This window comes from Rhodococcus sp. NFXS4 (assembly GCF_058139645.1).
Genome location: NZ_CP192221.1, coordinates 2891888 through 2916641 on the forward strand (window position 1 = coordinate 2891888; position 24754 = coordinate 2916641).

25 protein-coding genes are annotated in these 24754 nt (G+C 66.9%); 9 read left to right on the forward strand and 16 right to left on the reverse strand.

Going from position 1 to position 24754, the window contains the following annotated elements:
- Window positions 1-80 precede the first annotated feature (80 nt).
- The 5 genes from J4E04_RS13465 to J4E04_RS13485 form a co-directional block, all read right to left on the reverse strand.
- Window positions 81-329, reverse strand: a complete 249-nt coding sequence (locus J4E04_RS13465; RefSeq protein ID WP_490150553.1) for a DUF3892 domain-containing protein — start codon at window positions 327-329, stop codon at window positions 81-83.
- Window positions 330-786: 457 nt separating this feature from the next.
- Window positions 787-1965 carry a hypothetical protein gene (locus tag J4E04_RS13470; protein ID WP_490148796.1) on the reverse strand — a complete coding sequence of 393 codons (1179 nt, stop codon included), beginning with the start codon at window positions 1963-1965 and terminating at the stop codon, window positions 787-789.
- An 82-nt stretch (window positions 1966-2047) separates the two neighbouring features.
- On the reverse strand, window positions 2048-3196 hold the full coding sequence (locus J4E04_RS13475) for a hypothetical protein (protein ID WP_490148797.1): 1149 nt from the start codon (window positions 3194-3196) through the stop codon (window positions 2048-2050).
- On the reverse strand, window positions 3193-3921 hold the full coding sequence (locus tag J4E04_RS13480) for a hypothetical protein (RefSeq protein WP_490148798.1): 729 nt from the start codon (window positions 3919-3921) through the stop codon (window positions 3193-3195). The genes J4E04_RS13475 and J4E04_RS13480 overlap by 4 nt, the downstream gene beginning before the upstream one ends.
- Before the next feature lie 475 nt (window positions 3922-4396).
- Complete coding sequence (locus J4E04_RS13485; protein WP_490148799.1) at window positions 4397-5137, reverse strand: hypothetical protein; 741 nt, start codon at window positions 5135-5137, stop codon at window positions 4397-4399.
- 424 nt (window positions 5138-5561) lie between these two features.
- Here J4E04_RS13485 and J4E04_RS13490 point away from each other — a divergent pair, with 424 nt between their 5' ends.
- Complete coding sequence (locus J4E04_RS13490; protein ID WP_490148800.1) at window positions 5562-6503, forward strand: hypothetical protein; 942 nt, start codon at window positions 5562-5564, stop codon at window positions 6501-6503.
- 517 nt (window positions 6504-7020) lie between these two features.
- Window positions 7021-7302, forward strand: a complete 282-nt coding sequence (locus J4E04_RS13495) for a hypothetical protein (RefSeq protein WP_490148801.1) — start codon at window positions 7021-7023, stop codon at window positions 7300-7302.
- Between the two features lie 209 nt (window positions 7303-7511).
- Here the strand turns inward: J4E04_RS13495 and J4E04_RS13500 are convergent, their stop codons facing one another.
- Genes J4E04_RS13500 through J4E04_RS13520 form a run of 5 tightly spaced genes read right to left on the reverse strand, consistent with a single transcriptional unit; the run spans window position 7512 to window position 12262 of the window.
- On the reverse strand, window positions 7512-8264 hold the full coding sequence (locus tag J4E04_RS13500) for a hypothetical protein (RefSeq protein ID WP_490148802.1): 753 nt from the start codon (window positions 8262-8264) through the stop codon (window positions 7512-7514).
- A 53-nt stretch (window positions 8265-8317) separates the two neighbouring features.
- Complete coding sequence (locus J4E04_RS13505; RefSeq protein ID WP_490148803.1) at window positions 8318-8830, reverse strand: DUF4913 domain-containing protein; 513 nt, start codon at window positions 8828-8830, stop codon at window positions 8318-8320.
- Window positions 8827-10827: a type IV secretory system conjugative DNA transfer family protein gene (locus J4E04_RS13510; protein WP_490148804.1), complete on the reverse strand. Its 2001-nt coding sequence runs from the start codon at window positions 10825-10827 to the stop codon at window positions 8827-8829. Before J4E04_RS13510 ends, J4E04_RS13505 begins: the two co-directional genes overlap by 4 nt.
- Window positions 10824-11132: a transposase gene (locus J4E04_RS13515; protein ID WP_490148805.1), complete on the reverse strand. Its 309-nt coding sequence runs from the start codon at window positions 11130-11132 to the stop codon at window positions 10824-10826. Before J4E04_RS13515 ends, J4E04_RS13510 begins: the two co-directional genes overlap by 4 nt.
- A complete protein-coding gene (locus tag J4E04_RS13520) occupies window positions 11129-12262 on the reverse strand; it encodes an ATP/GTP-binding protein (protein ID WP_490148806.1) in 1134 nt (377 codons plus the stop codon). The genes J4E04_RS13515 and J4E04_RS13520 overlap by 4 nt, the downstream gene beginning before the upstream one ends.
- A gap of 235 nt (window positions 12263-12497) precedes the next feature.
- Here J4E04_RS13520 and J4E04_RS13525 point away from each other — a divergent pair, with 235 nt between their 5' ends.
- From J4E04_RS13525 to sigJ, 6 genes are all read left to right on the forward strand, one after another.
- Window positions 12498-13439 (forward strand): 1-phosphofructokinase family hexose kinase, encoded by a 942-nt coding sequence (locus tag J4E04_RS13525; RefSeq protein ID WP_490148807.1) that lies wholly within the window; start codon window positions 12498-12500, stop codon window positions 13437-13439.
- Window positions 13440-13468: 29 nt separating this feature from the next.
- On the forward strand, window positions 13469-14275 hold the full coding sequence (surE, locus tag J4E04_RS13530; RefSeq protein WP_222627282.1) for a 5'/3'-nucleotidase SurE: 807 nt from the start codon (window positions 13469-13471) through the stop codon (window positions 14273-14275).
- A gap of 132 nt (window positions 14276-14407) precedes the next feature.
- The gene (locus J4E04_RS13535) at window positions 14408-16522 is read left to right on the forward strand and encodes an MMPL family transporter (RefSeq protein WP_490148808.1); all 2115 of its coding nucleotides are present in this window, start codon (window positions 14408-14410) and stop codon (window positions 16520-16522) included.
- A gap of 36 nt (window positions 16523-16558) precedes the next feature.
- Window positions 16559-18565 (forward strand): SDR family oxidoreductase, encoded by a 2007-nt coding sequence (locus J4E04_RS13540; RefSeq protein WP_490148809.1) that lies wholly within the window; start codon window positions 16559-16561, stop codon window positions 18563-18565.
- 78 nt (window positions 18566-18643) lie between these two features.
- Window positions 18644-19399: an SDR family oxidoreductase gene (locus J4E04_RS13545; RefSeq protein WP_490148810.1), complete on the forward strand. Its 756-nt coding sequence runs from the start codon at window positions 18644-18646 to the stop codon at window positions 19397-19399.
- Window positions 19396-20289 carry an RNA polymerase sigma factor SigJ gene (gene sigJ / locus J4E04_RS13550; protein ID WP_490148811.1) on the forward strand — a complete coding sequence of 298 codons (894 nt, stop codon included), beginning with the start codon at window positions 19396-19398 and terminating at the stop codon, window positions 20287-20289. Before J4E04_RS13545 ends, sigJ begins: the two co-directional genes overlap by 4 nt.
- On the opposite strand, the gene J4E04_RS13555 is transcribed toward sigJ, so the two are convergent.
- The 3 genes from J4E04_RS13555 to J4E04_RS13565 are packed head-to-tail and all read right to left on the reverse strand — an operon-like array spanning window position 20286 to window position 21445.
- Entirely contained in the window at window positions 20286-20726 is a 441-nt protein-coding gene (locus J4E04_RS13555; RefSeq protein WP_027503771.1) for a 6,7-dimethyl-8-ribityllumazine synthase, read from the reverse strand. The two genes, sigJ and J4E04_RS13555, sit on opposite strands and share 4 nt — an antisense overlap.
- Window positions 20723-21013, reverse strand: coding sequence for a putative quinol monooxygenase (locus J4E04_RS13560; protein WP_027503772.1), 291 nt, complete (start codon window positions 21011-21013; stop codon window positions 20723-20725). Before J4E04_RS13560 ends, J4E04_RS13555 begins: the two co-directional genes overlap by 4 nt.
- A 54-nt stretch (window positions 21014-21067) precedes the next feature.
- Complete coding sequence (locus tag J4E04_RS13565) at window positions 21068-21445, reverse strand: VOC family protein (protein ID WP_222638768.1); 378 nt, start codon at window positions 21443-21445, stop codon at window positions 21068-21070.
- A gap of 72 nt (window positions 21446-21517) precedes the next feature.
- Here J4E04_RS13565 and J4E04_RS13570 point away from each other — a divergent pair, with 72 nt between their 5' ends.
- Window positions 21518-22342, forward strand: a complete 825-nt coding sequence (locus tag J4E04_RS13570; protein WP_308115703.1) for a DUF6597 domain-containing transcriptional factor — start codon at window positions 21518-21520, stop codon at window positions 22340-22342.
- Window position 22343: 1 nt separating this feature from the next.
- Here the strand turns inward: J4E04_RS13570 and J4E04_RS13575 are convergent, their stop codons facing one another.
- The 3 genes from J4E04_RS13575 to J4E04_RS13585 form a co-directional block, all read right to left on the reverse strand.
- Window positions 22344-23300, reverse strand: coding sequence for a sensor histidine kinase (locus tag J4E04_RS13575; RefSeq protein WP_027503775.1), 957 nt, complete (start codon window positions 23298-23300; stop codon window positions 22344-22346).
- 42 nt (window positions 23301-23342) lie between these two features.
- Window positions 23343-23891, reverse strand: coding sequence for a hypothetical protein (locus J4E04_RS13580; protein ID WP_051612916.1), 549 nt, complete (start codon window positions 23889-23891; stop codon window positions 23343-23345).
- A gap of 61 nt (window positions 23892-23952) precedes the next feature.
- Entirely contained in the window at window positions 23953-24732 is a 780-nt protein-coding gene (locus tag J4E04_RS13585) for an alpha/beta fold hydrolase (RefSeq protein WP_027503776.1), read from the reverse strand.
- Between the last annotated feature and the right edge of the window lie 22 nt (window positions 24733-24754).

A 24754-nucleotide genomic window follows, 5' to 3' on the forward strand; every position in this document is an offset into this window, starting at 1 on the left:
CGGCCCGAGTCGATCACGAGCCGCGCTGTGCGGTGTCCCGTCCTCGGACTCGAATCGAAGACGGGACACGGCACACCCGATCAGAGAATCGGCAACGACAACAAATTGTCGTCCCATTCTCCGTTCGCATACGTGCGGAGATACGGAGTCGCACCGGACTCGTGCGCGGTCCCCACCTGCGACCGCGACACCCGGCCCTGAACGTATGCCGACCCGTTCTTGTTGTCGATCCAGTCGACCATCGTTGCCTTGGTGCTGGAATTAACGCTCCCGTCGGCGTCGCTCCGCCACTTCACCATCGTGATGTGCTCATTTTGCGTACCGCCCAGGGGGTTTCGCGAAGCGTTTCTGCAAGACTGTTAATAGTAAAGCCAGAACAACGGTTGGCAGTAGGTAAGCGTATATGTTCACTATATTTGGCGACCGACTTAATAAAGTTCCTCCAACGCCAATTGCCCAAGTTGACACGAGGGCTGCGGAGACGAGGCATGCGGTATGGACATCGGTGCGTAGCGCCGCCGTTAGGCAGAGAGCAACTGGAAGTATGACCAGGAAGACGAACCGATACCCGAAATAGCTCAGCAGTGATTGATTGCAATCAAATTCCGCGGCGAAAGTCTCACAGTTCGTTATTTGCATCAAAGGATCAGCACTGATCAACATCATATATGCCGCTGTTGCCGCGCCGACTGCTATCCAGCCAATTGCAAATCTCATGATTTGATCCTAATTTGAGGGCGTGCACGTTCGCTGCTCATGAGTTTCTGTGATATACGCACTGCGCGCTTATCCCTGCACAAGGAGGTCAGTAACTGTATTCGTACTCTGGCCGCTGGCCGTAGGTGAATCTATGATTGGGCTCAGCCACGGCAAGCTTATTGATTCTCGCGTCTTTCTTCCGGACGCAAGTTCAAATTCATGCAATGTTGGCTGGTTTACGTAATCCAACACTTGAACTCTACCTCCGTGTATGGAGAGCCGTGTTCGGAGGCCGGTATGAGGTACTTTCCATTCGAGTTTGGCTGGCTCTAGCAGAGACGAGCTGCTGATAGAGTAAACTGATCCGCTCGAATTGATCCAATAAAGTCTCTCTTTCGATGAGGCAACTCCATTTGCATGGATTCGCCATTCGTCGTTTGCTTCAAGTAATACGCGTTTATCTATCGAGCCATCCTGCAGGTTGAACACCCATTGTTGTAGTGTCGGCAGACTGCCCGCGGGTGTGCCTTGCCGAGACGCGTACAGAACTGTCATCGAGGTTCCATCTGCTGAACAGACGGCCTGGCGTGAGGCAGGTCGAACGCTGGGGTCTGCTTCCCAAGTAGCGACTTCGGTGCGGGTACCGTTTGTTTCGATACGGTACAGCCAATTCTGGGTCGGCTTGTTCCACGATAGAGAATCGATGTCTTCCACCAGGGCGTAAATAGAAGCACCGCAGAATGCTGATGCTAAAGCCATCCCTTGGATGGTGCCTGTTGTCTGCTGGCCGGTGTGTTCAGTTGACCAGTATGTAGTCGTAGTGGTGCTACCTTGTCGCCCATCATTGAACCAAGTTGCAGTTCGCGTTCTGCCCTCGTCCTGAATCGACGATTCGACAACCTGTTTCTTGATGGGGGTTGCGGTTTTGTGCGTGTTCGATACCGTGATCAGTTGGTCAGCATTCGCTGTTACTAAGCGATTGTCGAGGCCGTCGACTTGAGCGTTCAGCAGTGCGCCGCCGGTGATGCTGCCGAGGAGGTTACCGTTCGCGTCGAACGTCATAAGGCGGGTTACATCGCTTGCAGAATCGAATGGAAACTGCGCTGGCCCAACCACAACAGCTCCCACCGTGTCGCGGTCAATTACGTCGAGTTCTGTTGAAGAGAGTGCGCGTTGGTCGGCCGGCGCGGGCGCCGGCGAACCGCAGGATGCGGTCGGTATGACAACAAGAAGAAGCCCGGGTAATAACAATTTGACGAGACGCATAAAAGCTCCATGTTGCGGGTGCAGCTCGCGCGTATCAGCGATTGATACGCGCGAGCTGCTGAGGGTCCGATTTCGGATCGAACTAGGCCGGATACGGCACTGCCAAGTTCGAGTACTTCAAGTCGACTGGCCAAACCCCCAGTCCACCGCCGGCATCCAGGTCGACTGCACCTTGAGACGGACCGTAGTATGCCGCCCAAACGAGCTGTGAGCAGTTATACGCTACTGCATCGACGACCTTGTTTGACCAGAACTGAGGATTGTAACCGGCTCCGACCTTCGTGAGCGCGAAGTCGACTGCTTGCTGTCGCATTGCGCTCGAGGTGTTGACCCAGAACATTTCCGGGCTCTTCATCATGCGGCCGCCGTTCGACCCGATGGTGTTGTCGATGATGTATACGCCGTCTGTGGCCTGGTTGGCCTCAATCGAGTGCGTGAGCGTGATGAACAAGCCGTTATGTCCGTGGTTCACTCGTGCGGTTGCGCTCGCAGAAAAGAAAAAGTCCCCAGGTCCACGCGGTGTTGGCAGGAGGGTATCCACACCGGGGTTCGCATTGCCGACGCCCTCAGCAGCTTCAGTGAGACCCGCCTCGACAATGTCCTGCAGCGTGCGACCAAGTTCGGCCGACAACCGCTGAGCTTCCTGGAGTACATCAGGAGCTGAGGCCCCTGGGTTCAGCACGGCAAGTTGTTCCACCTTGGGGCCGGGTGCGATCAACGGACCACCTTGGAAGTCCTGCCTGATAGTGACATCACCGTCAGTGCTGTACGGCTGACCGGTGGGATACTTGTAAGAGCCTGACTCGTAACCGGACTGGCTCCACGGTGTCAGTACAGGTTCGGTGATTGGCCACGCACCCGTCGCGGGTGACCAGTAGATGACCCCGTTCTGGAACCGTGCCATTTGGCCTTGGCCGTCGGGGAGGGTGCGGACGTGATCTTCGGTGAGGTAGCCGAGGGGGCTGCTGCCGGGGGTGAGTCCGCCGACGCTGTTGTACTTGTCGCGGAGTGGCCCGTTCTGGATGGCGGAGCCGATGGCGTTCTGGAAGGCGACGTAGATGGCGCCGTCCTGGAACTCCTGGCGGCGGCCGCCGTCGGGAAGGACGATCTCGTCGCTGGTGGGGTACTTGAGGTAGCTGCCTTCGTAGCCGAGGATGCCCCAGCGGTTGAGGAAGCTGTTGACGACGGGGTGTGCTCCGCCCGCTGCGGACCAGTAGATCGGCCCGTTCATGAACGTGACGCGCTCGCCGGTGTTGCCGGGGTTGACGATGTTTCCGCTGGTGGGCAGCAGCAGGAAGCTGAACGTTCCGCCGAGGGGTTGTATTTGTCGCGGATGGCGCCGCACACGTCGTGGGGGGCGGGCCAGTACCTCTGGCAGGTCACCGCGGCGCGGGAGGTGCGCTGTTTGGCGAGCAGTCGGGCTTCCCCGATCTCGGCCTCGTCGGCCTGTTCCTTCGTGTAGCCCTCTGGCCACTCCTCGCGGTCCGAGCGCATCTTGCCCGGGATCAGGGTGCTGTTCGGGTTCTCGGTCGGCAGCCCGGTGTACGGGATCCGCTCACCTGTTGCGGTCGGCGCGGTGGCCTCCGCGCTCGGGGTCAAGGTCGTAGTGGTCGGTGTCGTCGTGCTCGACAGTGCGGGCGCCGGCACGTCAGCGACACCCGGCGCCTCGGACGCTGTGGTGGGCGTTTGCGAGGTGGACGGGGCCAGTGACGGCGCTTCGGCGCACGACGTCGGGGGCGCCGGTGTGGTGGTAGGCGCCGTGGTGGTCGTGGTCGTCGGTGCCGTGGTGGTGGCACACGGGTCGGCCGCGACCGGGGCTTGCTGCTGCAACGCTGCCGGCGCAGAGCTGGTCGGGGCGGTGGACGGTTGCGCGGTGGCCACCGCTCCCCCACCGGTGGCGACCAGCATCGCGATCATGCCAGCGGTCAGAATCGCCCGCGGCGTCGAGGAGAACATCGGTTTCCGCCGTGGCGGCCGTACAAGGGTCGTCATGGATGCTGCTCTCTCAGAGAGGAATACGACCGGTCCAGTCGCCGGTCGTTCGTGCATCCTGATGAAAAGTCACAAGAAGCGCAAATTCACCAAGCCTTACAAAACGGCCAAAAAAACCGATCAGTTACTACTACAGCTGGGGAACCGTCACCGTCGCCAAGGGGTGGTAGGACCACAAGTATCTTGTCTGCGACGCGCCGATCGAGTGCGATCGGCGACCCGTGTCGCGTCGTGTCAAGGACTTCAGTTCGCAGCGGCGCTCAGCTTGAGTCGGGCGCCCGCCGTGAATGTAGCGGTCGACGGTGAAGATGACCGTCTGCGCGGAGATGGGGCCGTAGAGCGCGAGCCGGGACATTCGCATCGCGCACGGGGACGGTGGTGTTGCTAACTCCCCGTGAACGACTCCGGAAAAGTCGCGGCCATCTGCTCGGTGAGTACATCATGGGGAGCTCGCGCAAGGTCGTAGAAACTCATGGTGTAGCTCAGTGCGTTGTAGAACGTGATAAGCGCTGCCATCAAAAGCTTTTCGATGAAGTTGAGGTCCTATATGCAGTTCGGAGCCATAGTGGTCTCCGTGGTCGATATAGCGGCGGAGTTGGCGGATCGGGTACAGCGAGGGATGGACATTGCTTGACAGGAAGTCGTACATGCCTTCGGCGACGCCGCCCGTAATCGTGCCGCCGGCGTCGGCGCGCAGAAATTCGAACATTGCAATGACCCCTGCGGCGGGCGAAGGAAGGGTGTCAGATCCGATAGTGCGGCCGGGTGCACCCTCGGCGAGTGCCTCCCTGGTCGCACCTGGAAAGGCTTTGATGGCCCTCTGGCGCACACTAGTCCAGCGTGCTCGAGCAACCCCGTATTCAGGTGCCGATGTTCCACCACCGAGTCGCTTAGCGGCAGATTTCTGGCGCTCACAACTGTCGAACTCCTCCAAATACGCGCGGGCCAGCACTGCGGCGGGATCAATTCCTTTGCCGAGTACCCAGAACACGCGGGCGCAGTTCTCCATCACCGCGCGCGCTAGAGCGGGCGGTCCGAACAGCTCACCGCCCCCGATGAGGGTGCCAATGCTCTTCAGGTTGCCAGCGGCGATCTCGAGGTAGGACACCACCACTTCGGAGACAAGAGCGGCACCGGCCATGATGCCGTCGCTGCTGGTGGATGGGTCAACGCGATTCATAGCGTCTACGCGGTCAGTGGCGTCTGGGCCGGGCTTCCAGTGACTGGCGGCGCTGACCGCGAGGAAGGCTGTGTGACACGCGGTAGCGAGGGCCTTCAATTCTTGAAGACGCGCAGTTGGCGACTCTGCCGGTGAACTCGTCATAGCAACCATTGTCCTCCACCGACTCCTGAAGAGCCTGGGTCCCGCGTCGGAGGGTCGCGGCGGACGATTGCGCGGTTTCGCGGCGAGCCGGGTCGTTTGTTCCGCGCGTCCGGTAGATGTGGTGGCATACTTATGCCTCTCCGGAGCGACGCCGTGGTAGTGCCACAGAGTCACCGGCGGATTCACACACCAACCTGAGTGGTTGCTCTCGCGTACCCGCTTGGCAACGCGTATGCCGCGGCCGGGATGAGCCACGTCCAGACGAAGGGCCCCAACAACCATGACCAGCTATAGCGTGCTAGCCGCCACCCAAGGACGGGCATCAATCATCGGAACCTGGCCTGGATTTGACTTCCAGGAACACTCCGTCAAGGTGACCACGGTAGCTACGCCAGGGCAGGCCCACTACCTGGCGAATCAACTGACTGTTCTGTCCGAGGCTGCGTGGGACGCGGCGATGTGGCTCGACACCTACCCCGCGATCGACACTGCTATCCACGGGTTGATCGCCCAACTGCGGTCCACGAATCCTGTTGTCCTACAGTCCCTCGACTACGAAGGCCTGCGCCACGGTGACACGTGGACCGCAACGTCGCTCGCGCGCCAGTTGTCCGAGGGATGGTTCATCTCCGCGCTTGATGACCTCTCCACGGCGCAGCGTCTGTCAGTGGCCGCTGAACTCGCCGCTGACGCCGATCAACGCCGGGACCTCCTCGAGCCCGGCCGAGAGGAGTTCGACGAAGACAGCAGAGTCAACCAGGCCGGTCTGGTCACCCGAGTGCACGCATACGGAGCCACCGGTCCCGTCCCCGAAGGCGCAGCCGGGTACATGCGCACCCGCTATGGCGACCAGCTCGATTTCAGCGACCGGTGGTGGGCGGCGAAACAACTTCGCCGCATGGAACAACTCGTCGCCGCCTGTGAACGCCACGGCGGCCGCGCACACGTCGAGGTCGACGCATGTGAAGCGCGCTGCGTTGTCGTCGCCGAGCCGGGACACATCAGCGACGGCGACATACCGTTCTGCATCAGGCCCGCGCGCTACGGACCACACTCGTACACCCCCGGGCGTTCCGACCCGTGGGGCAAGCTCCACGTTCGACGAGGCAGTGACTGGATAGCCGAGCTCGACCCCGACGACGACGACGGATTCGCGTGCGCACTCGGCGACTGGGCACTTGCCTACACATCGCGGTCGAAACAGGACGCGACACGCCGTTGAGTGTCCATATGTGGGATTGGTGGACCCGCACTTACCCCCGCATCTAGTAGAAGGGCCGGTAGTTATTTCGCGGCTGGATCGGCGACGCGACCCTCGCTCTCACCGGTGACGGGCAAGCCATGGTCCAGCCCGCACCCACCCCCGCAGTCCATCCACCGCGGCGGAGACGTGCGAGTCGTTCTGGCCTACCCGGCAGGTATGCGGCGAGATCTTCGACCCTTACAAGTCCCTCGCCGGATCCACCAGCACTTTGTCGTACCCGCAGGTCCCGGAATCTCCCACCGGCGACGGCATCGACATCCGCCAGGTTTTCTTCGGTGGGGCGCGCCAACCCAATGATTAGCAGTCGGCCCCAGGGCCGCCGAGCCCCTGCCCTTGAAGCTCTGCTGATCGCCATCGATCGATGGAACGTGTGCCGCGGCTCGACCGCGGAGAAGCCCCTGGCCAGCTGGGCAGGGGCTAGCCGCTTGTCGTGCGCACCCCTGCTGCTGTCGGTGAGGTTTCGTAAGCTTGCCATGTGAGCAGCTGGGAAACCATGGAGCAGCACAAACCAATCGACGGCGACGACAGGCTCGTTCTTCAATACACGGGGACGGACCGCGTATTCGCCGTATCTGTGAGCTATCTCGTGGAGGTAGACACAGATCCGGCGGGCGACGCAGTGATCGGTTCACGGCAGGCTGTGGAGTTCATGTCGGCAGGGCAGTACGCCGCATTCTCCGAAGGGACACCTCTTGCTCGCGTCGTCTGGACGACCGACGGCGGAAAGTCTCACGACGAGGTTGTAGTGCGACAGTAAGGCATCCCTCGGGCCGAGGGCGAAGGTTGATTCCTCTTCAAATCCTGACCACGTCGTCGACCCTGCCCGCCGGCGACGCAATCTCGCTGAGTCCGGATTTCGGAATCGGTCCCGGTCTCTAACACCATCGTCATCTAGTGCAATGGTTTGCCGGTTCCGGCCTTGGTGTCTCAGCCCGTGCGCTACGGCTCTCGCTCCCATTGTGAGACCTATCTGCCGCCGCGGTCCATGCTGGAATCGAGATCCCGTCCTCGGTCTCCCGGTGTGGCCGTAGGTGTAGCTGTAGGCATGCGCATGGAGCTGGTGTCGAGTGCGGCGGCGTTGGCGGTGTCGGTGAGCAGGTGGGCGTCGATCGCTTCGGTGTCGAGGCCCGCAATGGTGAGCTCAGTCCGATGCTGCTCTCGGCGTTGCGAGGTGTCCCATTCGATGGTGCTCACCGGGAGGTGCTGCGCTGGCGGCGTAGTCCGCGTTTCCGGCGCACCGTAACTTGATCGGTCGTCGTTCTGGTCGACCTGGCGTTCGTGTTCGGCACGGTCTGCGAGCTCACGTTCCACGGCAGCGGCGACGACTGCAGTGTCCACGGTGTCGCGTAGCGGCGTGAGGTCGATGCCTTTGTCGGTGCGCAATCGGTCCTCGATGGTGACCGCTGCCCGCTCGGCGACCGGGGATGCGTCCTTCCAGGTGAGGGCGACCCGGACGGCGTCCACGATCTGCGCATCCTCGGCTGTGGCCCACCACTGCCGGTCACCAGTGCGGCGCAGGAACGCCTCTGCCGAGCGCTGTTCGGCGTTCAGCCGCCCGGCCAGGGCCCGTGAGCGTGCCTCGGATGCGGCGGCTGCGGTGCGCAGGCTTTGCTCGCGGCGGCGGGCGAGGGCTTCGGCGACCTGCATCGCGACCTGGACGGCGGTGCGCAGGACCATGCCTGTCTGGCGGGAGAGCTGTTCGTGTTCGTCGTCGGCCATGAGTGCTCCTCGGTTCAGGGGGGGGTACGAGTGTCTGGGAGGTGCAGGCGCCGTCAGGCGGGTGAGACCGGCGAATCGGCAGTGTGGAGCGCCAAGAGCTCGGCGGGGATGGTGATGCTCGGCAGTGGGTGCACCTGCCGGTGGTCGGGGGTGCAGTCCTTGAAGGTGCCGTCCGGGGACAGCAGTCTCGACATGTGGTGATCGGCGTGGTCCTTCCACCACACACTCATCCCGGTGGCCGGATCCAGCCGCAGGTACTCCCATGCCCGCCACAGCGCGTCGACCCGGGCGCGGGCTTCGGGGTGCAGGAACCAGCTCGGGCACCACCGCATCGCCGGGTGGTCGATGGTCTTGCGCCGGTACGCGGGTGCGAGAAAGTCGGCAAAGAACCGGTACGCGTTCGGGTAGTACGGCCCCCGAGCCTCAGCGTCGGCCTGCTCCCCCGCCCCGTCGGCCTCGTCGTCGGTGCCACGGTCCTGCAGCTCGTCCGGGTCGTCGTCGGCGGGTGATGCATCAGCCGACCAGGAGCCGTCCATGTCGGCGCCCGGGTCGAACTCGTCGCTCATGGGACGGTCACCGCGCCCGGCCGTGGCATTGCGACCGGATGCTTTGTCGGGGACGGGAGCAGCGACGTCGCGTCCGTCGGATCAGGGTCGTCGGTGCCGAGATGCACGGTAGGGTCCTGGCCGGCGCGGGTCTGCGCGTCGGCGACGGCGGCGGCGAACGGCCCGGTGTACCAGGGCATCGTCTCGATCAGCGCCGGTGGGCATTTCGCGGCACGCAGGATCGCCCGCCCCGCGGGCATCGCTTCGAGAGCATCCGCGGGCAGGGTGCGGATCTTCTGCCGCTGCTGCGAACTCGACCGCCCGGAAGAGTTGGCGGAGACGGTCTGACTCATCTCCCAGTGATCACCGAGAGCGGCGGAGGTGTTCTCGAGGAACCGGCCGTCGTCGGTGGATCCGCCGCCGCCGTACACGCGGATGGTCGATGCGCCCCACAGCTTCTTCATCCCGCCCTGACCGAAGCACTCCTCCCCTTGCGACCAGGACTGCAGGATGGTGGTGACGGTGATGCCGCGGGAGCCGAAGTGGCTGTACAGGTTCGGCAACTGCCGCCACCGCACCACATTCGCAGCCTCGTCCAGCGCATACGTTGCCGGCACCCGCAGCCGACCCGCCGGCAGCGACCCGTCCGCGGGGGTGGCGGTGGCGCGGTCCACCAGGGCGTCGGTGACGGCGACGGTCAGCGCGGTGACCAGGGCGCCGCACTCGTTGGCGGCGTCCTCCATCGACAGGCAGTACAGGGTGGGTGCGTCCTCGGCGGCGAACGCGGCGGGGTCGAACTCCGGGCGGGTGTCGCGCTCCCCCATCCGGGAGATCCAGGGGTGGATCTCGGCGTAGGCGAGGGCGCCGAGCATGTTCGCCGCGGTGGCGAACACTCCCCCTCGTTGCTTGTCGGGGGCGTTGTACTGGGCGATCATCGACTCCGCCCACCGCCCGAACCCATGCGCCCGCAGGAGCCGCACCGGTTCCTGGCTCTCCGGCGTCGTCGCCCAGGTGTAGACGATCGGCAACGGCAGACGCTCCAGCGCGGCGGCGAGAAGGAACCCGGTGACCAGCCGCTGACCCATCGGGTCGAAGAACGGCTCCCGCTTCGTATTCTCCCCCGTCAACGACGACGCGAAGATCCCGGCGAGGGTCGCGGCCTTTGTCTCCTGCGCCGACTGACCCATCGTGGTCACCACATCCTCACCGAGTAGTTCCGCCAGCTCCGCACGACGAGCGTCGGATTCGCCTCTGTCGGTGATGCCCTGCGTGGTGGACGGCCGGGCAGAGCGCACCCAGGTCAGCGGGTCGTAGAACCACCGCGGCAGCTCCTGCGCCACACCCTGCGGGTCGAACACCCACACCGGCCCCTTCTCGGCCCGATACGCGCGGGTGGCGTCGACGACGTCGCGTTTGTTCGAGGTGGTCAGCACCGCGCCGCGGGCGGCGAGGAGCTGCGGGATGATCACGCAGCTCGTCTTGCCCATCCGCGGTCCCCAGATGTGGGTGGCGACGTCCTCCGGCCCGGTATACAGGGTGATGCCGAACTTGTTCGGACCCAACACCAACCGGCCCAGCGGAGCCGCGACAGGCTGATCGGCGGTCACGGGGTCCCCCAACCGGGCGATCTCCGCCCGCAGGGCCTTGTCCCCCAGCCGCGCCAGCTCCCGGGGGCGGCCGAGGAACCGGCCGGCGTCGTCGACGCGGGTCACCCGCCGACGCCGCGTCATCGCCCACACCGTGCCGGCGACCACCACCACCAGGCCGACGATGCCGAACGCGGCGGCGATGATCGTCGCCCCCACCGGCCACACCAGCGACCCATTCGCCAGCGCTGTCACCAGAGCGAACGGTGACCCGGGAACGTGCTGGTCGATTCCGGACAGTGGTCCGCCCAGCCGCAGTGCGGCTTCTGCGCCCCCGTACGCCACTGCGGCGGCGATGATCGCGCCGCCGGTCAGGGCCAGCATCGGGTCGACACCGGCGTTCGGGTTCTTCGCGCCTCTCCCTGTGCTCATGCGATGACTCCTTCTTCCCTGTGGGTGTGGGTCGAGCCGACGAGGTCGGCGATGAGGCGTTGCGCCTGGGCGAGTTCTGCCCGCAGGCGGGTGATTTCGCCGTTCTGCTCGCTGGGCATCAGGGGCCGCTCGTCGGTGACGCCCTGGGCCTGCCGATACCACCACCGGACGGTGTTGGGGTGCAGGGACAGGTGCGCGGCGACCGCTTCGATGGCCGCCCACGTCGAGCGGGCCGTGGGAAGTCGGTCTGTCACCATCTGCACCGCACGGGTCCGGATCTCCGCCGGATACGGCTTGCCTCTCATCGGTCACCGCCGCCGACGTGGGCGAAGCGGGCGTTCGTGTCGTGGTACCCGGCGGCGGCTTCGGTGGCGGTGATGACGGTCTGCAGCACCACACCGGGTCGGCGGGCGGTGCCGATGCGCAGCAGGAACTTCCCGCGGCCGGGCGGTGGTAGTTCGCGGCCGGTGTCGTCGATGCCGGCCGGGGTGGACCACGACGACACGAGATCGCGGTCCTGTTGCGTGAACGGGATGATGCCGTCGAGCTTGTCCATCTCCTGCGTCGGCAGTCCCCCGACGATGACGGCCCCGGCGCGTTCGATGAACCCTTTGGCGCGGCTGATGTCGACGGCGGTGGCGAGTGTTTCCAGGTCCGCGACGGTGTGGGTGATCATCAGCAGCGCCGTTCCCATCGTGCGGGTCAGGCGGGTGAGCTGGTCGACGCGCAGCACCATCTGCGAGCCTCCGGCCAGAACCCGCCACAGCTCGTCGAGCACCACCAGGAACGTGCGTTTCTCCCGCAGTCCGACGTCGGCGAGGACGTGGGCGGCTTCGACGGCGCCGAACGCGTCCGACCAGCAGGCGAGCATGATCGCCGCTTCCAGTGTCGGGTCCTCGGTGCCGATGGAGGAGACGTCGACGCACACCGCCACCGGCGGCCGCTCCCCCGCAAGATCGAGCGCCGTGGTGGTCTGGCGGGAGAACACCTCGCCGAGCTCGCCGTCGAGGAGACCGATCAACGTCTCGAGCAACCCCTCGACCTTGGCGGCGTACTTGGCCGGGTCGTCGACGCTGATCGTCTTACGGGTCAGCTCCGGCGACCCCTTCTCGATGAGGGTGAACAGATCGATGAGCAGCGGCGGATGCTCCGGGGTGAACCGGGGATCGGCGTCGAGGACACGCAACGCCACGGCGAGGACGTTCGACTCGGACTGGGTGAGCGGACCACCGCGTTCGAGCTCGCACAGCCCCGACACCAAGCGCCGGCGGCGCTGCAACACCTGGGCGGCGACCTTGCGCCGCACGTCAGGAAACCCGTCGAGCAGCGGGAGGATCGAGCCGAGCGCACCGACAGCGAGCGGGTTCAGGTAGCCCTCGCCGTGGCCGAGCCGGATCACCAGGCCGCCGTAGTACTCGACCCGTTCGCCCACCATCGCGGCGCCAGGCGATGTGGGTGTCCGACTACCCCGGTTTCGCTGAGTACATGGCCACGGTGTTGCCCTGGACCGTGACACGGTCCAGCAGGCGTCGACGGTGATCACGGTGCCCGAGGCAACACCGGAACCGGCTTTCCCGTCGCTCGACGACCTCGCGGACGCCTTCGGCAGCTGACCTGTCGACCGTTCGACGTCGGGTTTGGGGAACGGACGAATCGGGCACATCACGGCGATGTCGACTGCCGAACACGCGCCCACCGCCACCGTCTTCGCGCCGTCCCCGCTGCTCACCATCACCCTGGACGCAGCGCCGAACGGCGACACCGAACTCCACGTGCACGCCGGCGGCCAAGGCCACTGGATCGCCCGCATGGCCACCAACCTCGGCATGGACGTGACGCTGACCGGCGCGTTCGGCGGCGAGAGCGGCGGCGTACTGCGGGATCTGATCCACCGCGAGGGAATCACCGTGCGTGCCGTGGACATCGGTCACGAGTCCGGGTCCTACATTCACGACCGGCGGGACGGCGACCGCACCGAGGTGGCGACGATCGATCCCCCGCACCTCGCCCGGCACGCGCTCGACGACCTCTACGGGATCACCCTCGAGTCCGGAGCCTCGTCCGACATCGTGCTGCTGGGGGGCCCGCACACCGGGTCGGTGGTGCCCGCAGACTTCTACCGACGGCTCACGACCGATCTGCGATCGCTGTCGAAGCCCGTCGTCGCGGACCTGTCCGGACCGACCGCGACGGCGGCTCTGCAGGGCGGTCTCACCGTGCTCAAGATGAGCCACGAAGACCTCATCGAGGACGGGCGCGCGGAGTCGGAGGACCCGGACGCCCTCATCGAGGCGATGCGCGCCCTGCACGACGAGGGTGCCGACATCGTGGTTCTCTCCCGCGCGGCGGACCCGGCGCTCGCCCTCGTCGACGGCACGGTGCTCGAGGTGGTCACTCCCGACCTGGAGCAGACGGACCACCACGGTGCGGGCGACTCCATGAGCGCCGGCATCGCCACCGGACTCGCCCGCGGCATGTCCATCGAGGAGGCACTCGCCCTCGGCGGCGCCGCCGGCACCGCCAACGTGACCCGCCGCGGACTGGGTACAGGACAGGTGGGGCTCGTCGAGACCATCATGTCGACGGTCGAGGTACGCCCCTTCTCGTCCTGACCGGCTGCACCCACTCGCAGGAGGCACACGTGCGCGTGCTCATCACGAACGACGACGGAATCGACAGTCACGGGATCGCCGTGCTCGCTCGGGTCGCCGTCGAGGCCGGTCACGACGTCGTGGTGGCGGCGCCGCACGAGGAGCGCAGCGGTGCGAGTGCGTCGCTGTCGGCGCTCCAGAACCGCGACCAGCTCGTGGTCTCCCGCGCGTCGGTCGCCGACCTGGACGTCGACGCGTTCGCCGTACAGGCCTCGCCCGCCATGATCGCGTTCGTCGCGACGCGCGGAGCATTCGGTCCGCGGCCGGACATCCTGCTGTCCGGCATCAATCACGGTCCGAACACCGGCTCCGCCGTTCTGCACTCCGGCACCGTGGGGGCGGCCCTCACCGCGTCCACCCACGGGGTTCCGGCGATGGCCCTGTCCCTCGCCGGCCTCGACACGGCGTCTCTCGCCGCGCCTGGCGACATCCACGACCAGATCGACCGTGAGGTCGCCTCGGGCGCTCCGAGCTGGGACACCGCCCACCTCGTGGCCCGGCGCGCACTCGACTGGTTCGTCGACCACGGTGCAGCGGACTGGGTTCTCAACGTCAACATCCCCCCGGTCGCGCCATCGGAGCTCCGCGGCATCCGCCCGGCCGACCTTGCAGCCTTCGGCGCCGTCCAGGCGGAGATCGGCGACACCGACGACGAGTTCGTCACCGTCCGCTTCGACGCCATCCACGCGCGGGACGACGACGACAGCGACGCCGGCCTCGTCGCCCGCGGATGGGCGACGACCACTGCACTGCGACCCCCGTCGAGGGTGGACGTCGACCTGGCCGGGTTGGAGTGATCGCGTCCGTCGTGTCCGAGTGAGGAGGAGGCGACCGTCACTCCCGCGCCCGCTCTCAGAGCTTCCCCATGACAGTTCACTACAGTCACAGACGACCGTCGATGCTCGACCTGACCGAGATGGGGATTTTCTGTGACTCGCTGGGCTTCGTTCGTGGTGTCGCGGGCACGGTGGGTCCTGACCGCCGCGATCGTCATCGTGCTGGCAGGTGCCACGTGGGGACTCGGGGTCTTCGGCAGCCTCAGCCAGGGCGGATACGAGGATCCCGGCAGCGAGGCCGTCCAGGTCGCCCGACAGATCCAGGGCCTGGGAACCGCCGCACCGGACATCATCGTCATCTACTCCGCGCCCGACGGCCGCACGCTCGACGACATCGGGGCGGACGTCACGCCGGTGCTCGACGCGTTCCGGGCCGAGGTGGGTCCGAACGACATCACCTCCTACTGGACGGCCGGGCCGGTGCAGAAACCGTTCCTCGAGAGCAAGGACGGCACGAAGGGACTCGCAACCGTCACCCTGGGCGACGCCAGCGGCATCACCGTCGCATCGTTCTCGGAGTTGCTGCCGAAGCTTGAAGTCGCCGGCATCGACACGCAGTTCGCGGGCGCCTCCGTCGCGGGGGTCTCCTTCAACACCCAGCTCCAGGAAGATCTGGTCCGCGCCGAGATCATCGCGATCCCGATCACGCTGATTCTTCTGGTCATCATCTTCGGCGGCGTCGTGGCCGCCGCCGTCCCGGTCATCGTGGGCGCGCTCTCGGTGGCCGGCGCGCTGACCGTCCTGCGCCTCTTCACCACGTTCACCGAGATCAGTTCGTTCGCGGTCAACGTCGCCAGCCTGCTGGGTCTCGGCCTCGCCATCGACTACGGACTCTTCATCGTCAGCAGGTTCCGCGAGGAACTCAGGGGCGGAGCCACGTCCCACGAGGCCGCACGACGCACGATGCTGACCGCCGGGCGCACCATCGTCTTCTCCGGTCTGCTGCTGATCTGCGCCTTCGCAGGGATGCTCGTCTTCCCGCAGGCCATCATCAGATCCCTCGGCTTCGGTGCGATGGCGGCTGTCGGATGTGCGGCTCTGCTGTCGTTGACAGCTGTGCCGGCCGTCCTCGCCATGCTGGGTCACCGCATCAATGCCATCACGTGGTCGAGGACCGCCTCGGATCGCGGAGATGCACGCGCACACAAGTTCTGGGGCGGCGTTGTCACGAAGGTGATGAAGCGCCCCATCACCGTCGCCACCCTCATCATCGTCGGCCTGCTGGTCGTCGCCGCACCGCTGGTCAAGGCTCAGTTGGGCGAGGTGTCCTACACCGCGCTCCCCGCCGACGATCCCGCGCGTATCGCGTTCGAGACCCTGTCCTCCGACTTCAGCAGCACCGGCGACAGCGCCACCATCGTGTTGGACGGAGGGTCGGCGCGGCCGGACGGCCCCGCCATCAATGCGGTCACGACGGCTGCTCGCGCGGTGAGCGGTATCGCGAACGTCCAGTTCGGCACGGCCAGCGGCGACTTCGTGGTCATCAACGCGACGTTCTCGTCGGACGTGTCCCAGGAAGCGCAACAGGATGTGGTGCAGCAACTCCGCGCGATTCCGGCACCCGACGGAACCGACCTGACGGTGGGCGGAGCGGCGGCCCTGGTCCTCGACGGCAACAACGCCATCGTGAACTGGCTGCCGGTGATGCTCACCATCATGGTGGTGTCGACGCTGATCCTGCTGTTCCTGGCGTTCGGCTCGGTGGTGCTGCCGATCAAGGCAGTCGCGATGGCGGGACTGAGCATGGCGGCGACGTTCGGAGCTCTGACGTTCATCTTCCAGGAGGGTCACGGGGCGGGCCTGCTCGGCGTCACACCGGCACCGCTGGAGGCGACCTTCGTGGTCCTCATCCTCGCTGTCGTGTTCGGGCTGTCCACCGACTACGAGGTGTTCCTGATGTCCCGCATGGTGGAGGCGCGCACCGCCGGCGCCACCACCGAGGAGGCGGTGCTGATCGGCGCCCAGCGGACCGGACGCATCGTGACCGCGGCGGCGTTGATCCTGATCATCGTGACGGGGGCGTTCTCGATGTCCGGACTGTCCATCATGCGATTCCTGGGTGTCGGCATGATTCTGGCGTTGATCATCGACGCCACGATCATCCGTATGCTGCTGGTTCCGTCGCTGGTCAAGCTCATGGGCGAGGCCAACTGGTGGGCACCGGCCTGGATGCGGAAAGTCCACGCGAAGGTGGGTATCGGTCACTGACACCGCCCGTTCTTACTGCGCGGTAAGGTGCCCGCCATGAGCGACTACGTGGTCACCGGCGGCACGGGATTCCTCGGCCGGGCGGTCGTGCGGAGAATCCTGGAGCGGGACGCGAGTGCGACGGTGCACGTGCTCGTGCGCCCGGGCTCGGTCGACCGTCTGCGAGCCTTCGCGGACGGGGCGGCAGGCGGCGAGCGGATCAGCCCGCTGGTCGGCGACCTCGAGGAACCCGGTCTCGGTATCGACGCGTCGGCCCTGCCCGACGTCGGCCACGTGGTGCATCTCGGCGCCGTCTACGACCTCACGGCAGGCGACGAACAGCAGGCGACCAACGTGCAGGGCACCGCGGCGGTGGCCGCGCTCGCCGTCCTGCTCGGGGCGACGATGCACCATGTGTCGTCCATCGCGGTGGCCGGAGACCATCGAGGGGTGTTCACCGAGAACGACTTCGACCTCGGTCAGAACTTCCCGACGCCGTACCACCGCACCAAGTTCGAGGCGGAGAAGCTGGTCCGCGCGACTCCGGGCCTCACCTGGCGGGTCTACCGACCGGCAGCGGTGGTCGGCGATTCGACCACCGGGGAGATCGACAAGATCGACGGCCCGTACTACCTCTTCCGGCTCATCTCCCTGCTCGCCGAGTTGCCCTCGGCACTTCCGATGACGGTGCCCGCACTCGGCGCGACCAACATCGTCCCGGTCGACCACGTCGCCGACGCGCTGGTCGCCCTCCTGCACGCCCCGGATCTCGACGGCCGCGTGTTCCACCTCGTCAACCCGCGTCCGCAACCGATGCGGGAGATCTACTCCGCTCTCGCCGACGCGGCCGGCGCACCCCGCGCCGTGGGGAGCATTCCCGGCTCCGTCGTCACGCCGCTGCTCCGCTCGACCAATCGTCATGTCGTGGCCGCCCGCGACGCGGTGTTCGAGAACTACGACATCCCGCCCGTCATGGCCGAGCACCTCACGCTGCCCACCCGGTTCGACTCGACCCTCACCCGTGCTGCACTGGACGAAGCGATGGGCGAGAACAGGAGCCGGGTACCGGAGTTCCGCACGTACGCCCCCGCACTATGGTCGTACTGGCGTGCGCATCTCGACCCGTACCGGGCGCGACGCGATGATCCGGCCGGTCCGCTGGTCGACCGACACGTCGTCATCACCGGCGGTTCCTCGGGTATCGGCAAGGCCTCGGCCTTCGCGGCGGCGCGCAAGGGGGCTCGGGTCATCCTCGTCGCCCGCGACGAGGAGAAGTTGACGGCGGTGGTCGAGGAGATCCGGGCAACCGGCGGCGACGCCCACGGCTACGTCTGCGACATCACCGACGACGCGTCCGTCGCCGAGACCGTGCCCGCGATCCTGCGCGACCACCACCACGTCGACATGCTCGTCAACAACGCGGGCCGATCGATCCGGCGCTCGCTCACGCTCTCCACCGACCGTCTGCACGACTTCGAGCGGACCATGGCCGTCAACTACTTCGGTGCGCTCCGCCTGATCCTCGCTCTGCTCCCCCACATGCGCGAGCGGAAGTACGGCCACATCGTCAACATCAGCAGCGCTTCGGTGCAGAGCCATCCGCCGCGCTTCGCCGCATACGTGGCGAGCAAGTCCGCGCTGGACGCCTTCACCTCGGTCGCCGCGTCAGAGACTCTGGCGGACGGCGTCTCGTTCACCACCGTGCACATGCCGCTGGTCGACACCCCGATGATCGCCCCGACCGGCAACAAGAACGTCAACAAGGTCGAGACGCCAGAGAAGGCCGCCGCGATGGTGATGCGGGCACTGATCGAGAAGCCGAAACGCATCGACGTTCCCACCGGGACCGCCGCCGAGTGGGGCAACCTGCTGATGCCTCGCTCGAAGGACCGCGTACTGGCGTCGTACTACAAGGCGTATCCGGACAGTGCCGCCGCCAAGGGAATCACCGACACCAGCTCGTGGTCGTCCGGTCCCCGTGCACCGAAGAAGAACCGACGCGAATTCCGGATGCCCCGGGTCGTGCGGCGGGCCGGACGATGGGTTCCCGGCGCGCACTGGTGATGTCACAGATGCCGGCTCTCTCTCGTCCTACTCTCGAACGGGTTCCACCGAGGACTCGCACGAGGGAAGGATGACGCCATGCGGATCGCAGTGGCAGGCGGAACGGGCGCAGCGGGGCGGCACGTGGTGGAGCAGGTGCGGGCGCGAGGACACACTCCCGTGGTACTCGCGAGATCGGCCGGAATCGATCTCGTGCGGCCGACGCCGGAGCTCGACCGGGCACTGACGGACGTCGACGCGGTGATCGACGCCGCGAACGTCACGACGATGTCGGCGCGCGCGTCCGAGAAGTTCTTCGGCGCCGTCACGTCGACGTTGCTGGCCGCCGGTGAGCGCGCGGGAATCCGTCACCACGTGGCGTTGTCCATCGTGGGGTGCGATCGTGTCGACTACGGCTACTACGCCGGTAAACGTCTGCAGGAGAAGCTCGTACGCGAGTCGACGCTGCCATGGACGATCCTCCGTGCGACGCAGTTCCACGAGTTCACCGATCAGGCTCTCGCGATGACTCCGGGTCCGGTCGCGATGGTCCCGACGATGCGGAGTCAGCCGGTCAGCACCGCCGAGGTCGCCGCCCACATCGTCGACCTGGCGGTGGGGACACCGCTCACCTCGGTCGTGGAGTACGCCGGTCCGCGCCCGGAGTACCAACCCGATCTTGCCCGGAGGCTGCTGCGCGCGCGTGGATCGAAGCGTCTCGTCCTCCCCCTGCGGCTGCCGGGCGCCGGGGGTCGCGGCATGGCGAACGGTGGGCTCCTTCCCGGTCCGGACGCTGCGCACGGTGACGAGACGTTCGATCAGTGGCTCGCGCGCGTGGGTGCCTCGACCCGGTGAGTGTCACCGACGACTTCGTCCGCGTCCGCCCACGGCTGGTCCGCATCGCCTACGCCGTCCTCGGTTCGCACGCCGACGCCGAGGACGTCGTGTCCGACTGCTGGCCGAAACTGGTCGCGGCCGATGCGACGTCACCCGTTCTCGACGTCGAGGCGTGGGCCGTGGTCGCTGTCTCGCGCGCAGCACTGGACGTGCTGCGGTCGGCCCGCGTGCGACGAGAGACGTACGTGGGACCGTGGTTGCCCGAGCCGTTGGTCGGTCCGGCCGACTTGCCGCCGGACCGGGTGACGCTCGACGAGAGCGTGCGCTTCGCGCTCATGGTGGTGCTCGAGACGCTGTCCCCGGCCGAACGCACGACATGGGTCCTGCACGACGTGTTCGACGTCCCGTTCGACGAGATCGCGCGGATCGTGGGCCGCACTCCGAATGCCGTGCGGCAGCTCGCGTCTCGTGCACGACGGCACGTGACGGAGGGGGCTCCACGTTTCGCGGTGTCGCCCGAGCTGCATGCCGGCGCCGTGCGTGACTTCACCCGTGCCGCCGGTACGGGAGTGCTCGCCGATCTGCTGACGGCGTTGGACCCCGACGTCGTTCTCGTCAGCGACGGGGGCGGAGTCGTCTCGGCGGCACGGCGTCCCGTGATCGGCGCCGACCACGTCGCGAGATTCCTCCTCGGCATCGCGGCGAAGGCGGGAGACGGTCTGCGGGTGCGTCCGTGCCGTGTGAACGGCAGAACGGGACTCGCCCTCGTGGCGGGCGACGGGTTGGTCGGCGTCGTCTCGTTCGAGGTGTCGTCGACGGGCCTGGTGTCGCGGATCGACATGATCCGGTCACCAGCCAAGCTCGCGCTCGTCGACCCCTCGGTCTGGCAGGACCGACCCGACAGCTAGCGGCCGATCGAGTCGAGGGACGCGAGCGTGCGCACCACCGCGCTCGCCGCCTCGACACCCTTCTTCTCGAGGTGCTCCGCGAAGAAGCTCGTGTGGTCGGCATGCTCGTGGAAGTGGTGCGGGGTCAGCACCACCGAGAACACGGGCACATCGGTGTCGAGCTGCACCCGCATGAGTCCGTCGATGACGGCCGTCTCGACGAAGTCGTGCCGGTAGATACCGCCGTCCACCACCAGCGCCGCCGCGACGACGGCCGAGTACCGGCCCGTGAGCGCGAGTCGCTTGGCGTGCAGGGGGATCTCGAACGCACCGGGCACCTCGAAGGTGTCCACGTCACGCCCGAACTCCCGCACGAAACCCTGGCGCACCCGGTCCACCAGTTCGCGATGCCAGGTGGCCTGGACGAAGGCCACCGAGGGAGTCGCGTCCGTCGTCATCGAACGGGCGCCAGCACGGTCAGCACCGGCGCCGCGGTGACGATCGAACCGAGTTCACTGCGACCCTCGGGCGTCGCCCGGAACGCGCGGTAGGCGGCGTCGGCCTCGACGCTGGCCCAGCTCTCGACGATGACGACGTGCGCCGGATCCTTCACGTCCGCCGTCACCTCGACACCGAGGCATCCCTCGAACGCGCGGGTGGCGACGAGGGTCTCGTCGATGATGCGGTGCGACTCCTCGAGGCGGGCGGGATCGAGACGCAGTTCGAGCAGAGCGGTGATGGCCACGGGACGTCCGTTCGGTCGGGGATCGCTGTCGATGCCAGTTCACCACGCGTGTGGTCAGCCCCAGTTGGCGGCATCCGTCAGGCAGAACGGATGGCCGGCCGGATCGAGGAGAACGCGCCACGTCTCGCCCGGCTGCGGCTCGGCGAGCGTCGCCCCCAGCTCGATCGCACGGGCCTCGGCCACCGGGATGTCCTCGACCGCGATGTCGAAGTGGAACTGCTTGCTCCCGTCGGGGTTCGGCCAGGCGGGTGGCCGATAGCCGTCCACGCGGCCGAAGCCCAGCGCCGGGCCCCCGTTCGCGGGAGAGAGCATGGCGTAGTTCTCGCCGTCACCCATCGTCTGGGTCAGACCGAGGAACGCCGCCCAGAATTCGGCCACCGGAGGAACCTCGGCACAGTCCAGGGTCGTCATCGCCAGTCGCGTCGTCGTCATGACCTCAGCCTCCCTCACGATCGGCACCGTGACTTGAACAAACGCGCCAGCCCGAGCGGTACGGTTCGCTCCGTGACGGAGGATCCGTTGACCCGAGCAGGCCGACGCGCGCAGTCGGCGATCCTGCACCCCGCGCGTGCGGAGGGTCGGATCACCGTCGGCCGCTCCCGCCCTCCCGACGACCTCTCGACCCTCGTCGACTACTTCTGGTGGGTGGAGTGGCACTGCCCCGAACCGCACGTGCAGGAGGTCGTCCCGCGCCCGGTGGTCCATCTGACGGCGGAATCTCGGGACGGCGCTCCGCGGCTGCTGGTGCACGGCGTGATGCGACGTCGCTTCCAGCGCACCCTCGTCGGCGACGGGCGCACGGTCGCCGCAGCGTTCCGTCCCGCAGGTTTCCGCCCCGTTCTCGGCCGGCCCGTGAGCTCGATGACCGATCGGGTCGGGACCGTCGCGGACGTGCTGGGCACCGACGATCGCCGACTCGCCGGTCTCCTCCTCGACCCGGACGCGGACGTCACCACGTGTGTGGACCGACTGTCCTCGTGGCTGATCGAGCGGACCGCGACGGCCGACCCCGTGGCCGCCGACATCGCGGACCTCGTGGAGCTGGCCGAGACGGACACGACGGTCATCCGGGCGCAGCAGCTCGCGGATCGTGCGGGAGTGAGCCTGCGGACGCTGCAGAGACAGTTCGCCGACCATGTCGGCGTCGGGCCCAAGTGGGTGGTGCAGCGGTGCCGACTCCTGGACGTGGCGGGTGCCGCGCACACCGACGGCACGGTGGACTGGGCGGCGCTCGCCGCCGACCTCGGATACGCGGATCAGAGCCATTTGATCCGGGCGTTCACCGCCCTGGTGGGTGGTCCCCCCGCGCGCTACCGAGCGGACACCTGACTCACCCGTCCCGCGTGTGCGCCTCCCGCGCCTCGTCGACGAGGCGGTGGATACGGCGTGCGACCTCGTCCAGCTGATCGACGATGTCGCGCCGAAGTTGGTCCACCGCATCCTGATCCAGCGGCACCGCGGGCGCACGATCGGGGTCACCGATCTCGATGAGCAACTCGATGTTGGTGCGCAAGGCGGTGAGCGGCGCCAGCAGCTCGGTACCCGCGTCGACGATGAGGTGGTTCTGTGCGAGCCGCGAGCGTTGCAGGGCCGCCAGCATGTCGTTGAACCGATCGGCGAGATGCGCCAGCTCGTCGTCACCCACCACGGCCACCGGACTGAGGTCGCCGGTCTCGGTGATCCGCCGCGTGGCGCGGGTGAGTCTTCCGACCGGGCGCAGGCCCGTCCGCGCCACCAGGTACCCCGACAACCCTGCCAGCACCACCAGTGCGCCGCCCACCGTGACGAAGATGAGGAGCAGTCCACTCATCACCCCGTCGAGCGACCGGTAGGACTCTCCGACCAGCACCGTCGACCCGCTCGGCGCCTTCTCGATGGCCACCGCGTAGCCGTTCAGGTCGGTGACGACGCGGTCCGACTCCCCCGCGACCACCGACGCGACCACCGGTTCCAGCACGCCGTCGGGAGAGGCGAACGGAGTGAAACTTCCGGACGCGGAGTACACGTCACCGTCCTCGCTGACGATGCCCACCTGCAGATAGCGTCCCGCGCGAGGTCCGGCAGCGAAACCGAAGGCCGCGGGCGAGAGTCCGGAGGAGTCACTGGCGATCAACTTGTCGGCGTCCCGGCCCACCCGATCGGCGAGCTGCGCACGCAGAGCGTCCTCGGTGACCATGTAGATCACGAAGGAGCAGATCGCGACGGCCAGCGCCGCCACGCTCACCGTGAGAAGTCGGATGCGACTCCGCAGCGACAGCGTCGCCGCGCGGGGCCGGGTGACGGTCATGACACGACGGTAACCGGCGGATCGCTCGGCGGCTGTGCAGTCCTATCGACCGCGTGCGAACCGGTCCCGCACGGCTCGGCCCCAGATCGGGAGGAAGCCGACGGTCATGTAGGCCAACGGTCCCACCGTCCCGCCCCACTTGACGATGCTGAGCGCACTCGACACGGTCGCGGTCGTGTCGGTGATGCGGCGGGTGTCGCGGTGGAGGTAGAGGTTGACGACGTTCTCGGTGATGTCCGCGGTGGCCGCGACGGCCGGGGCGGCGACGAGCACCGCGCGCAACGACCGCGACATGGGAACCAGCTCGGCGAGCCGCACGGCGCCCAGCCGCAGCGCCGCCGCGTAGAGCACCGGGTGGTGGAAGTTGGCGTGGTATCCGTTGGTCAGCTCCCGCGCGGCGCGTGGACTCATCCCGTCGACGACCGACCGGTAGCGCGCACCCGACGGACACACCTGCAGTTGCGCGTAGGCGGCCCCGCCCTGGCCGGTGACCCTGATGAGGCTGAGCTCGGACACGGCGTACATCAGGGCCCGAGCAGCGAGTTCGCCGTCGGTCCGGGTCACGGTGAACTGCTGGGTGGGTGCCGTCATGCGCCGACGGTAACGACTGTGGTCGCCAGGGACGGCGAGGACGTCGTCGGTTCTGGACGCCTCACAGGGCGCGGGGAGTTTCCTGGTGCTCGGCGAGGAACGGGCCGACCGCGGCGTCGAACTCGGCGAACCGATCCCGATGCACACTGTGGCCGCTGTCCACGGCGACGACCCGGCTGCGCGGCACCAGCGCCGTCATCGCCTCGAGGCGCGCGCGGTCGACCATGCCGGTGGGACCACCGACGACCAACAGCACATCACTCTCCATGTGCGCCAGCGCCTCCCACCACAGCGGATCGGGGGCGCGGAACTGGGTGAGCGCGGACGAGGTCATCGACCGATCGAAGGCCAGCACGGCGCGGGGGTGTCGGATCACGCTGGTCGTGGCGTGCAACAGTTCGCGCGCGGACGGGAACTTCGTCGTGATCGACGGGGTCTCGTCACCAGGACGGATGGGGAGTGGAGCCTCCTCGACCACGAGCTTGCGCACCGTCGTCGGACGGCGTTGGGCGACGAGCGTCGCGGCGTGGCCTCCCAGGGAGTGGCCGACGAGGTCGACGCGAGTCAGCGAGAGATGATCCAGGAGCGCCTCGAGGTCGTCGCCGAACTCACCGAACAGGTAACTCCGTGCGCGTCCGCTGCGGCCGTGCCCGCGGAGGTCCGGGACGACGACACGGCGGCCCCGCCGAACCAGTGTGCGCGCGAACGCGTCCCAGGTGTGGCCGTCGCCGCCCATGCCGTGCACCAGCACGACGGGCGACCCCAGCACGTCGTCACCACCGGAATCTCGATAGTGCAGCCGCACGCCCTCGGCGTCCACCACACCGTCCGTCATGATCATCGAGCCATCCTCCCAGAGGCGC

Coding starts and splice junctions, on each gene's coding strand:
- J4E04_RS13575 (WP_027503775.1), bottom strand. CDS start 23,300: ATGACCGTCACCCGGCCCCGCGCGGCGACGCTGTCGCTGCGGAGTCGC.
- J4E04_RS13510 (WP_490148804.1), bottom strand. CDS start 10,827: ATGAGCACAGGGAGAGGCGCGAAGAACCCGAACGCCGGTGTCGACCCG.
- J4E04_RS13585 (WP_027503776.1), bottom strand. CDS start 24,732: ATGATCATGACGGACGGTGTGGTGGACGCCGAGGGCGTGCGGCTGCAC.
- J4E04_RS13480 (WP_490148798.1), bottom strand. CDS start 3,921: ATGTTCTCCTCGACGCCGCGGGCGATTCTGACCGCTGGCATGATCGCG.
- J4E04_RS13565 (WP_222638768.1), bottom strand. CDS start 21,445: ATGACGACGACGCGACTGGCGATGACGACCCTGGACTGTGCCGAGGTT.
- J4E04_RS13555 (WP_027503771.1), bottom strand. CDS start 20,726: ATGACGACGGACGCGACTCCCTCGGTGGCCTTCGTCCAGGCCACCTGG.
- J4E04_RS13475 (WP_490148797.1), bottom strand. CDS start 3,196: ATGAACGGGCCGATCTACTGGTCCGCAGCGGGCGGAGCACACCCCGTC.
- J4E04_RS13540 (WP_490148809.1), top strand. CDS start 16,559: ATGAGCGACTACGTGGTCACCGGCGGCACGGGATTCCTCGGCCGGGCG.
- J4E04_RS13505 (WP_490148803.1), bottom strand. CDS start 8,830: ATGAGCGACGAGTTCGACCCGGGCGCCGACATGGACGGCTCCTGGTCG.
- J4E04_RS13520 (WP_490148806.1), bottom strand. CDS start 12,262: ATGGTGGGCGAACGGGTCGAGTACTACGGCGGCCTGGTGATCCGGCTC.
- J4E04_RS13525 (WP_490148807.1), top strand. CDS start 12,498: ATGTCGACTGCCGAACACGCGCCCACCGCCACCGTCTTCGCGCCGTCC.
- J4E04_RS13545 (WP_490148810.1), top strand. CDS start 18,644: ATGCGGATCGCAGTGGCAGGCGGAACGGGCGCAGCGGGGCGGCACGTG.
- J4E04_RS13470 (WP_490148796.1), bottom strand. CDS start 1,965: ATGCGTCTCGTCAAATTGTTATTACCCGGGCTTCTTCTTGTTGTCATA.
- J4E04_RS13500 (WP_490148802.1), bottom strand. CDS start 8,264: ATGGCCGACGACGAACACGAACAGCTCTCCCGCCAGACAGGCATGGTC.
- J4E04_RS13485 (WP_490148799.1), bottom strand. CDS start 5,137: ATGAATCGCGTTGACCCATCCACCAGCAGCGACGGCATCATGGCCGGT.
- J4E04_RS13490 (WP_490148800.1), top strand. CDS start 5,562: ATGACCAGCTATAGCGTGCTAGCCGCCACCCAAGGACGGGCATCAATC.
- J4E04_RS13580 (WP_051612916.1), bottom strand. CDS start 23,891: ATGACGGCACCCACCCAGCAGTTCACCGTGACCCGGACCGACGGCGAA.
- J4E04_RS13515 (WP_490148805.1), bottom strand. CDS start 11,132: ATGAGAGGCAAGCCGTATCCGGCGGAGATCCGGACCCGTGCGGTGCAG.